The organism is Actinotalea ferrariae CF5-4 (assembly GCF_000603945.1).
GTDB classification, from domain to species: Bacteria; Actinomycetota; Actinomycetes; order Actinomycetales; family Cellulomonadaceae; genus Actinotalea; species Actinotalea ferrariae.
This window is the reverse complement of the sequence record NZ_AXCW01000502.1, coordinates 1-1,030: the sequence shown is the minus strand read 5'-3', so window position 1 is coordinate 1,030 and position 1,030 is coordinate 1. Positions and strand designations below refer to the sequence as shown.

The window sequence follows — 1,030 nt, the reverse complement described above, 5'->3', positions numbered from 1 at the left end:
CCGTCGGCCACGCCGGCCGCCGTGAGCGCCGCGGCGATCGCGATCGCGTGCTGGCGCGTGCGCGCCAGTGCGGCCACCGTCGGGCCCGAGCCGCTGACGACGACGCCCAGCGCGCCGGCGTCCTCCGCGACCGCCAGCGTCTCCGCCAGGTGCGGGGCGAGCTCCAGGGCCGCGGTCTGGAGGTCGTTGGCCAGCGCCAGACCGACCGCCTCGGGGTCGCCGCTGCTCAGGGCCTGCAGGAGCACGCGGTCCGGGACCGGCTCGACGTCGACCCCGCCGAGCACCTCGTCGAACGCCCGGAACACCTCCGGGGTGGACAGGCCGTGGTCCTGCAGCGCCAGCGTCCAGTGGTACTCGCCGCGGCTGAGGGCGGGGGTCAGCAGGTCGCCGCGTCCACGGCCGACGGCGGTGTGGCCGAGCAGGGCGAACGGCACGTCGGCACCCAGGGTGGCCGCGAGCTCGCTCAGCTCCTCCCGCGGCAGGCCGGTGCGCCACAGGGTGTCGCAGGCCAGCAGGGCGGCTGCGGCGTCCGCGGAGCCACCCGCCATGCCCCCGGCGACGGGCACGCCCTTACGGATGTGCAGGTGGACGCCGTCGTCGATGCCGACGTGCTCCGCGAGGCGCCGCGCCGCGCGCAGGGCGAGGTTCGACCCGTCGGTCGGCACCCGGTCCGCGTGCAGCCCCTCGACGGTCAGGCCGAAGCCGTCCGCAGCCGTGGCCGTGACCTCCTCGACCAGGGAGACCGCCTGGAAGACCGTGGCCAGCGGGTGGTAGCCGTCCGGCATCGGGCGGCCGACGGTGAGCGACAGGTTGACCTTGCCCGGGGCGCGGACGAGCACCTGGTGGGCGGGTCGCTGGGTCACGGGACAACCCTGCCACGCCGCGGACGTGCGGCCGAACGGCGGAGGGCGCGGGCCGGCGGGCGTCGACCGGCCCTCAGGACGCGAGCGCCTCGGCGATCCGCGCGAACTGCACGACGTCGAGCCGCTCGCCGCGCGTCGTCGGGTCGACGCCGGCCGCGCGCAGGGCC

General features: G+C 77.5%; 1 protein-coding gene. It reads right to left on the bottom strand.

Translation table 11 applies throughout. The annotated features are described in order from the left end of the window. A partial coding sequence (locus N866_RS19025) for a 4-(cytidine 5'-diphospho)-2-C-methyl-D-erythritol kinase (protein WP_034229841.1) occupies positions 1-863 on the bottom strand: 863 nt, incomplete at its 3' end. Positions 864-1,030: the final 167 nt, after the last annotated feature.